Below are 9026 nucleotides of genomic sequence, written 5' to 3'. Positions count from 1 at the left end.
TGTGTGTGCTTGCAACTTCCGGGTCCCGGAGCTACCAATCTGGTAACAGGAATCGCTACCGCATACATGGATTCCGTACCAATGGTGGCAATCACATGTAATGTAGGAACACCGCTGCTCGGAAAGGATTCTTTCCAGGAGGTTGATATTACAGGAATTGTAATGCCTATTACAAAGCACAGCTTTATCGTAAAAGACATTACTACTCTGGCAGACACTGTACGCAGAGCATTCTATATTGCAAAGAGCGGACGTCCCGGTCCTGTGCTTGTAGATGTGACCAAGGATGTGACAGGTGCGAAATATGAATACACTGCCTGCGCTCCTGCTGAGATCACACCGAAAACAGACACTATCAAAGACGAAGACATTGCAACTGCAGTACAGATGATCAAAGAAGCGAAGAGACCATTTATTTTTACAGGCGGCGGTACGATTATCTCAGAGGCATCCAGAGAAGTGACAGAACTTGCTCACAGAATCGACGCTCCTGTATGTGACAGTCTTATGGGTAAGGGAGGATTTTCCGGAGAAGATCCTCTGTACACAGGAATGCTTGGAATGCATGGAACAAAAACTTCCAATCTCGGTGTCTCAGGCTGCGATCTCCTGATCGTGCTGGGTGCCAGATTCAGTGACCGTGTCACAGGAAACACAAAGACTTTCGCAAAGAATGCGAAGATTCTCCAGATTGATGTAGACGCTGCAGAGATTAACAAGAACATCGTTGTAGATGCAAGCATCGTAGGAGATGAGAAAGAAGTTCTCAAACGTATTCTGGCAGAGGTTCCGGAAATGAGAACATTGGAATGGACTGCACATATCAGTGAACTGAAGGAAAAATATCCGTTAAGATATGATCATTCCCAGCTTACAGGCCCATACATTATTGAAAAGCTGTACGAACTGACAAAAGGAGATGCCATCATCACAACAGAGGTTGGACAGAACCAGATGTGGGCAGCTCAGTATTTCAAATACAAAGAGCCAAGAACTTTCCTTTCTTCCGGTGGTTTGGGAACAATGGGATATGGTCTTGGAGCAGCAATCGGTGCCAAGATGGGAAGACCGGACAAAACTGTGGTAAACATTGCAGGTGACGGCTGCTTCCGTATGAATATGAATGAGATCGCAACAGCAGTCCGCTGTGGCAGACCTTTAATTGAAATTGTATTGAACAATCATGTACTGGGAATGGTACGTCAGTGGCAGACCTTGTTCTATGACCACAGATATTCCCATACAATTTTAAATGATGCAGTAGATTTTGTGAAGCTGGCAGAAGCCATGGGAGCAAAAGCAATCCGTATCACAAAGATGGAAGAGGTAGAGCCGGCATTAAAAGAGGCTCTGGCATGTCCGGGACCTATCGTACTTGACTGTATGATCGATCAGGATCTCAGCGTATTCCCGATGGTACCGGCAGGCGCAAGCATTGATGATATTTTTGATGAGGAGGATATGAAAAACAATGAGCAGAGTGTATAATTTTTCCGCAGGACCGGCCGTATTGCCGGAAGAGGTATTAAAAGAAGTTGCAGAGGAGATGATGGACTATCAGGGAACTGGTATGTCTGTAATGGAAATGAGCCACAGAAGCGCTGATTTCCAGAAAATCATTGACGAAGCAGAGCAGGATCTGCGCGACCTGATGAAGATTCCGGATAACTACAAGGTATTATTCCTTCAGGGCGGAGCTTCCCAGCAGTTTGCTGCAATTCCTATGAACCTCATGAAGAATAAAGTTGCTGATTACATTGTTACAGGCCAGTGGGCAAAGAAAGCATACCAGGAAGCACAGAAATATGGAAAAGCAAACAAGATTGCTTCTTCCGAGGATAAGACTTTCTCCTATATTCCTGACTGCAGCGACCTTCCGATCAGCCCGGATGCAGACTATGTATACATTTGTGAAAATAACACAATTTACGGAACAAAATTCAAGAAGCTTCCCAACACAAAAGGAAAAACTCTGGTAGCAGATGTTTCCTCCTGCTTCTTATCTGAGCCTGTTGATGTATCCAAATATGGCATCATCTATGGCGGTGTACAGAAGAATATCGGACCTGCTGGTATGGTAATCTCCATCATCCGCGAAGATCTGATCACAGATGATGTTCTGGAAGGAACACCTACTATGCTGAAATTCAAAACACAGGCAGACGCAGGTTCTCTTTACAATACTCCAAACTGCTACTGCATCTATGTATGCGGTAAGGTCTTCAAATGGCTGAAGAAAATGGGCGGCCTGGAAGAAATGCAGAGACGTAACATTGAGAAAGCGAAAATCCTCTATGATTTCCTTGATCAGAGCAAGCTGTTCAAAGGAACTGTTGTACCGGAAGACCGTTCTCTTATGAATGTACCATTCGTAACAGGTGATAAGGACATGGATGCCAAATTTGTAAAAGAAGCAAAAGAGGCAGGACTTGTAAACTTAAAGGGACACCGTACAGTGGGCGGTATGCGTGCAAGTATCTACAACGCTATGCCAAAAGAAGGTGTGGAAGCACTGGTTGCTTTCATGAAGAAGTTTGAGGAGGAAAATGCATAATGTTTCAGTATCATTGCCTGAATCCCATTGCAGAAAAAGGCCTGGGATTATTTGATGAAGAATATAAGAAAAGCGAAGATCTGCAGGAGTGTGATGCAGTCCTTGTAAGAAGTGCAAAAATGCATGACATGGAGCTTCCTGAGAGCGTAAAGGTAATCGCACGTGCAGGTGCAGGTGTCAACAATATTCCTGTAAAGGACTGTGCAGAGAAAGGCGTTGTAGTATTTAACACACCGGGCGCCAATGCAAACGGTGTAAAAGAGCTTGTACTTGCAGGTATGCTCCTTGCTTCCCGTGATATCGTAGGCGGTATCGAATGGGTTGCCAAAGAGAAAGACCAGGAAGACATCGATAAACTTGCTGAGAAACAGAAGAAACAGTTTGCAGGATGCGAGATCATGGGCAAGAAGCTGGGTATCATCGGTCTTGGTGCCATCGGAGCAATGGTGGCAAACGCTGCTTCCGCACTTGGAATGGAAGTATACGGATATGACCCATATATCTCCATTGATGCTGCATGGAATCTTTCCCGCACCATCAAACATATCAAGAGCCTGGATGAGATTTATTCCCAGTGTGATTACATCACCATCCATGTACCTCTTCTTGACAGCACAAGACAGATGATCAACAAAGAAGCATTAGACAAGATGAAAGACGGCGTAGTACTTCTGAACTTTGCCCGGGATCTTCTGGTTGATGAGGATGCTCTGATCGAATCATTAGACAGCGGAAAAGTAAAGAAATATGTGACAGACTTTGCAAACCATACAGTAGCAGGACATAAGGGAATCCTGGTAACTCCACACCTTGGAGCATCTACAGAAGAATCCGAAGAAAACTGTGCGGTAATGGCTGTAAAAGAAGTCAGAGATTTCCTCGAGAACGGAAATATCAAGAACTCTGTAAACTTCCCGAACTGCGACATGGGAACCTGCGTAGCAGTAGGACGTATCGCCATCTGCCACAAAAATATCCCGAACATGATCAGCCAGTTTACCAAGATCCTTGGTGCAGAAGGTCTGAACATCGCAGATATGACAAACAAGAGCAAAGGCGAATACGCATATACTCTCATTGATCTGGAAAGCGCAGCATCCAGAGAAGCACTGGATGAGCTGAAAGCAATTGAAGGTGTTTCCAGAGTTCGTGTGGTAAAATAATAGTCAGACCATATTATTAACAAGATAAAAAATCTCCTGCTTTAATTACATGATTGTAATGAGCAGGAGATTTTTTACATTGAAACCGCCGTGTACTGAATGGTACGCATGGTGGTAGTGTGCCATGCTTGTTTGGTTTATTTTATCGTTTGCTGTCTATCCATCGGCAGATATAATGTGCAACTATATCTCCGGCGAGAATAGCAAAGAAGAGAGCAACATATTTCATCATGGATTCACCTCTTTCTGATTAAGATCATGCAAACGAAGTAGCTAACAACATTTTGTGCCTGCTCAATAAAAGAAGCCCTTTTCGGCAGTGCCGCGGGCTTCCTTAACTATGAATTAGGCGGGTATCTGTAATGAAATAGACATTCCGTTGGATTCAGTTATCAGTTCACGCCTCTTGATTTCATAAAGTCAAGAACCTCTTCTTTGGTGGACATAACGCGAAGAGCACCTTTGCGTGTGGTGATCAGAGAAGCTGCCGCATTTGCGAATGTGAGCAGTTCTTTTAAGTTCTCTTCTGTCAGATTGTCCAGACCATGTTCCAGAACATAGTTTAAGGAACTTGCGCAGAAGGTATCGCCTGCACCTGTTGTCTCGATAGTCTTTTCCTGAAGGAAAGGAGCAGCCTCTACTTTCATGTCTTTGTAGTAAGCGCGGCTTCCGTCTTTTCCAAGTGTGATAAGGATAAGCGGAATGTTATATTTCTCTTTCAGAAGTGCGGCACCCTTGTCATAGTCTGTAGTTCCGAACAGGAATTCAACTTCGTTATCTGAGATTTTCAGAATATCGCATTTGCCAAGACCGTATTCAATCTCTGCCTTTGCGTCATCCAGAGATTTCCATAATGGTGGACGAAGGTTCGGGTCGAAGCTGACGATACATCCGGCTTCTTTTGCAACGTCGATGGCATAGCGGGTTGCCTCGCGTACTCCTTCGTGAGTGGAAGAAAGAGTTCCGAAGTGGAAGATTCTGGAATCTCTGATCAGGTCTTCCTGGATTTCATCCTTGGTGAGCATCATATCTGCACTCGGGTTACGGTAGAAGGAGAAATCTCTGTCTCCGTCAGGATAAGTATGTACAAAGGCAAGTGTTGTGTGTACCTCGTTGTCGATCACAAGGTTGCGGGTGTCGATCCCTACTTCCTCTACGGCATTCTTAAGCTGGGTTCCGAACATGTCGTTTCCGACTTTGCCGATGAATGCAGTTTTTTTACCAAGCTTCTCAAGCATTGCAAGCACGTTGCATGGAGCACCGCCCGGATTGGCTTCCAGCATCGGATTCCCCTGTGCGCTGCTTCCGTTTTCAGTAAAGTCAATCAATAATTCGCCTAATGCGGTTACGTCAAAGGCTTTGTTTCCCATTTTGTATCCTCCTTGTTGTGATGGAAAGAAGCATAGTATCCGGAACAAGATTCTTTCCATAGTTAATAACATAAATTTAGCGCAGGAAAGGGAATTTGTCAAACAATTTTCTTTATTTTTTTGTGCAAAGATGCTAAAATAAACATAACTTGATTTGTTATTGTTTACAGGTGACGTTTAATGTACCATAAATACGCTGCCGGTAAGGGTAACCGATCATCGTATTTCTGACAATCGGGGAGGTAACGCAGCTATGGACGAAAAAGTATACGGCTATATGGACTGGCCGAGGATTGAAGCTATTGTGTATGGAGAGGAAACTGCTCCCAGAGATGTGATGGGACCAAGGATCACACAGGACGGAGTTCTTATTCAGGGATTTTTTCCTGATGCAGAGGAAGTAAGTGTGATTAGCGGAAAGAAAACCTATGTCTGCGAGAAAGAGGATGAGGCCGGATATTTTGCAGTATTGCTTCCTGTACGCAAGGTGCCGGAATACAGATTTCTTATAAAAATGGGAGAGACAGAGACAGAATGTTATGATCCCTATGCTTTTCCATGCCAGATCACAGAGGAAGAGGAGAAGGCTTTCTGCGCAGGTGTTTATTATGAGGCATATAAGAAGCTGGGCGCTCATCCTGTGGAGATTAAAGGAGTGAAAGGTACTCTTTTTGCTGTCTGGGCTCCGAACGCAGTGAGTGTAAATATCGCAGGTGATTTTAATGGATGGATCGGACGTGCGACTATTATGCATCGTATGCCTATGTCCGGTATCTTTGAGCTGTTTGTACCAGGGGTAGAGGCAGGAACACACTATAAATATGAAATTAAAGTCAAAGGCGGCGAAGTTCTGTTAAAGGCTGATCCTTATGGGAACAGTGCAGACCATGATCCTGAGGGAGCATCTGTGGTAGCAGATGTAAGTGCTTTTCAGTGGAATGACGGAGACTGGATGAAAGAGCGTCACAGATTTGATGACAGGAAACAGCCGGTTTCTATATACGAAACATCTCTGGAGGAATGGAAATCCGCTGAGGAGCTGGTGGAATTTCTGGCAGAGGAAGATTTTACCCATGTGGAACTCCATCCTGTGATGGAATACCTGGATGATATTACAGGTGGTTATTCTACATATGCATATTATGCACCTACTTCCAGATTTGGAAGCGTGGCGGATTTTCAGAAGCTGGTAGATGCGCTGCATCAGGCGGGGGTCGGTGTGATCCTGGACTGGACACCTGCACAGTTCCCGCGTTATGCCTCCGGTCTGGAGAAATTTGACGGAACACCTCTTTATGAGAGACAGAATCCGGCAGAAGCCATTCATCCGTTCTGGGGAACACTGCTCTATAATTACGGAAGCCCTATGGTGAAGGATTTCCTGATCTCCAATGCCTGCTTCTGGGCTGAGGTCTACCATGCTGACGGTCTGCGTATGGATGATGTGGATGCCATGTTGTATCTGGATTATGGCAGAAATCCGGGAGAGTGGACACCTAATATTTACGGAACCAATGAAAATCTGGATGCTCTGGAATTTCTGAAGCATCTGAATTCTGTGATAAAGGAGAGAAATCCCGGATTGCTTTTAGTTGCTCAGGAGAACGGACTCTGGCCGGAGCTGACAGACGAGTGTGGAGAATGATCATCTGGGATTTGACTATAAGTGGAGTGGCGGATGGACAAAAGATCTGCTTGAATATCTGAGCAAGGATCCTATTGAGAGAAAGAATTACCATGATCAGCTGACTATGTCCATGCTCTATGCATACTGCGAACATTATATTCTGACGCTTGGCAGCAGGGATGTTGGTACATTGAAGGATTTCGCGGATAAGCTGCCGGGAAGTGAAGAACAGAAGAATGCGCAGATCAGAGAGGCTTATGCTTATATGATGCTTCATCCGGGATGCAAGATGATGGCACCGGATAAAGATATGCCAAAAGAACTGGAGGTATTTGTCAAAGACCTCAATAATATGTATCTTGCTCATCCTGCACTTTATCAGCTGGATGATGAATATGATGGATTTGAATGGGTTCAGCTGATGAAGTATGAGGAGAATGTGATCGCATTCATGAGAAAGACAGAGAAACCGGAAGAAACTGTTCTGGCTGTCTGCAATTTCGCGGCAATCCCATATGAAAACTACAATGTGGGAGTTCCTTTTGCCGGCAAATATAAAGAAATCTTTAACAGTGATGATAAAAAGTACGGTGGTAATGGTGTAGTAAATACGAGAGTTAAAGCAGCGAAGAAGGCTGAGTGTGATGAGAGAGAGTATTCCATCACAGTAAAGCTTCCGGCACTTGGCGTGGCAGTCTTTACCTGCACTCCGGAAGAAATTGAGAAAAAGCCTGCTGCCGAGCACAGCCAGATCAAGAAATCCATCACCAAGACAAGAACTGTACGAAAGGCTGCCGGGAAAACAAAAGCAGCTGTAAAAACTGCAGTGAAACCGGTGACGAAAAAGGTGACAAAAGAAGCACCCCAAATAGTGAATAAAACGGAGGAGAAAATACCGGTCAAAAAGGACTTGACAGAGAAGAAATAATATTATAAACTAAATGCTGTGGCTGTCAGAATTATCAATTTCTGACAGATTACAGCATAAGCTGAAATAGCTCAGTCGGTAGAGCACTTCACTCGTAATGAAGGGGTCGTGAGTTCGAGTCTCATTTTCAGCTTGAAAGATATTGGGCAATTGTAATTTTATAGAAAATCCGCTATACTGAAAAGCAGAGTATAGTGGATTTTTTATGTTTTTATGGAGGTTCGTATGGTGAGTACCTTAAAATTGCCGGTAGGAATTGAAATGATTGTAAAGAGAAATTTACGTTACTGTCCACACGCCACTATCCCGCGAGGTGTTTTGGCATGAATATGCAAAAATCCCGAGACATACAAGCCAAAATTCCATTGCCGCAGGCAATCTGGAATGAATTTTGGCTAAGTTACTGTGAACGGAGTGAACAGTAACAAATTTACTTGACAATCTCGGGCCTATCCTTTAATATAACTTTTGGATTATACCAAATAAATAATGACCGGGAATCTATCAAGAAGAATGGTTGATTTCCGGTTTTCTTATGTGGACATCATGGTCAGGAGTGCACGCAGACTGGATGGAACAGGACGGACCGGATATATCTATAATTGGAAAAATGGACATATACAGATGCGAAACCATGCAGAGACTGGCACTGTAACAGGCGTCAGCATTGGCATAAACCGATGTAGGGGCGAGAGCTTTTACGCGTGGTTTCGTATCTTTTTTAGTATAAAGAGGTATCTTTTTTATATGAAAGGAGCTGAGTATAGTTGGCAGAGGTTTCACTTGAACTGAAGGAGATAAAGAAAAGTTTTACAGAAGGCGAAGCAGTTCTGGATAATATCAGTCTTGAGATCAGTAAAGGGGAGTTTATTACTTTGCTGGGATCTTCGGGATGCGGCAAGACGACAACATTGCGAATCATTGCCGGTCTGGAACAGCCCGATGCAGGAAGTGTCTGGCTGGATGGCAGGGAAGTGACAGGTCTGGAGCCGAACCAGAGGGATGTGAATACAGTATTTCAGAATTATGCCCTCTTTCCACATATGAATGTTGCGGAGAATATTGGCTATGGTCTGAAACTGAAAAAAGTTCCTAAGAGTGAGATCAGGAAAAAAGTTTCTCAGATGCTGGAACTGGTGCAGCTTGAAGGATATGAAAAAAGAAAGCCTTCCGAACTCTCGGGCGGTCAGAAACAGAGAGTTGCCATTGCGAGAGCACTGGTGAATAATCCCAAAGTTCTGCTTCTGGATGAGCCGCTGGGAGCACTGGATCTGCAGCTTCGCCGCGCGATGCAGATAGAACTGAAGCATCTGCAGAAGAAACTGGGAATTACATTTATCTATATCACTCATGATCAGGAAGAAGCTATCAACATGTCTGACAG

The 9026-nt window shown here is 44.2% G+C and carries 7 protein-coding genes and 1 tRNA gene; 7 read left to right on the top strand and 1 reads right to left on the bottom strand.

Annotation, left to right across the window (positions count from 1 at the left end; translation table 11 throughout):
• The 3 genes from ilvB to AC075J_RS16210 all read left to right on the top strand — a co-directional run.
• On the top strand, nt 1–1488 hold a 1488-nt coding region (ilvB, locus tag AC075J_RS16220; protein WP_476390500.1), incomplete at its 5' end, for a biosynthetic-type acetolactate synthase large subunit.
• Nucleotides 1472–2554: a 3-phosphoserine/phosphohydroxythreonine transaminase gene (gene serC, locus AC075J_RS16215; RefSeq protein WP_025577082.1), complete on the top strand. Its 1083-nt coding sequence runs from the start codon at nt 1472–1474 to the stop codon at nt 2552–2554. The genes ilvB and serC, both read left to right, overlap by 17 nt.
• A complete protein-coding gene (locus AC075J_RS16210; protein ID WP_118633251.1) occupies nt 2554–3717 on the top strand; it encodes a phosphoglycerate dehydrogenase in 1164 nt (387 codons plus the stop codon). Before serC ends, AC075J_RS16210 begins: the two co-directional genes overlap by 1 nt.
• Nucleotides 3718–4109: 392 nt before the next feature.
• Here AC075J_RS16210 and AC075J_RS16205 read toward each other — a convergent pair whose 3' ends face one another.
• Nucleotides 4110–5087, bottom strand: coding sequence for a carbohydrate kinase family protein (locus tag AC075J_RS16205; protein WP_476390499.1), 978 nt, complete (start codon nt 5085–5087; stop codon nt 4110–4112).
• Between the two features lie 253 nt (nt 5088–5340).
• On the opposite strand from AC075J_RS16205, the gene AC075J_RS16200 reads away from it, so the two are divergent.
• The 4 genes from AC075J_RS16200 to AC075J_RS16185 form a co-directional block, all read left to right on the top strand.
• Nucleotides 5341–6732 (top strand): GlgB N-terminal domain-containing protein, encoded by a 1392-nt coding sequence (locus AC075J_RS16200; RefSeq protein WP_476390498.1) that lies wholly within the window; start codon nt 5341–5343, stop codon nt 6730–6732.
• A complete protein-coding gene (locus tag AC075J_RS16195) occupies nt 6722–7642 on the top strand; it encodes an alpha amylase C-terminal domain-containing protein (protein ID WP_476390497.1) in 921 nt (306 codons plus the stop codon). Before AC075J_RS16200 ends, AC075J_RS16195 begins: the two co-directional genes overlap by 11 nt.
• Before the next feature lie 60 nt (nt 7643–7702).
• Nucleotides 7703–7775 (top strand) — tRNA-Thr (locus AC075J_RS16190).
• 634 nt (nt 7776–8409) lie between these two features.
• Nucleotides 8410–9026: ABC transporter ATP-binding protein (locus tag AC075J_RS16185; protein ID WP_476390496.1), on the top strand; the 617-nt coding region annotated here is incomplete at its 3' end.

Source organism: Blautia sp. ZXY-1-C6, assembly GCF_056339875.1.
Note: the sequence above shows the minus strand (reverse complement) of the source record. Positions and strands in the feature narration are given on the sequence as shown.

Excerpts from the sequence above, each read along its gene's own strand:
- AC075J_RS16205 (WP_476390499.1), bottom strand. The coding sequence starts at position 5,087 with ATGGGAAACAAAGCCTTTGACGTAACCGCATTAGGCGAATTATTGATT.
- AC075J_RS16210 (WP_118633251.1), top strand. The coding sequence starts at position 2,554 with ATGTTTCAGTATCATTGCCTGAATCCCATTGCAGAAAAAGGCCTGGGA.
- AC075J_RS16200 (WP_476390498.1), top strand. The coding sequence starts at position 5,341 with ATGGACGAAAAAGTATACGGCTATATGGACTGGCCGAGGATTGAAGCT.
- serC (WP_025577082.1), top strand. The coding sequence starts at position 1,472 with ATGAGCAGAGTGTATAATTTTTCCGCAGGACCGGCCGTATTGCCGGAA.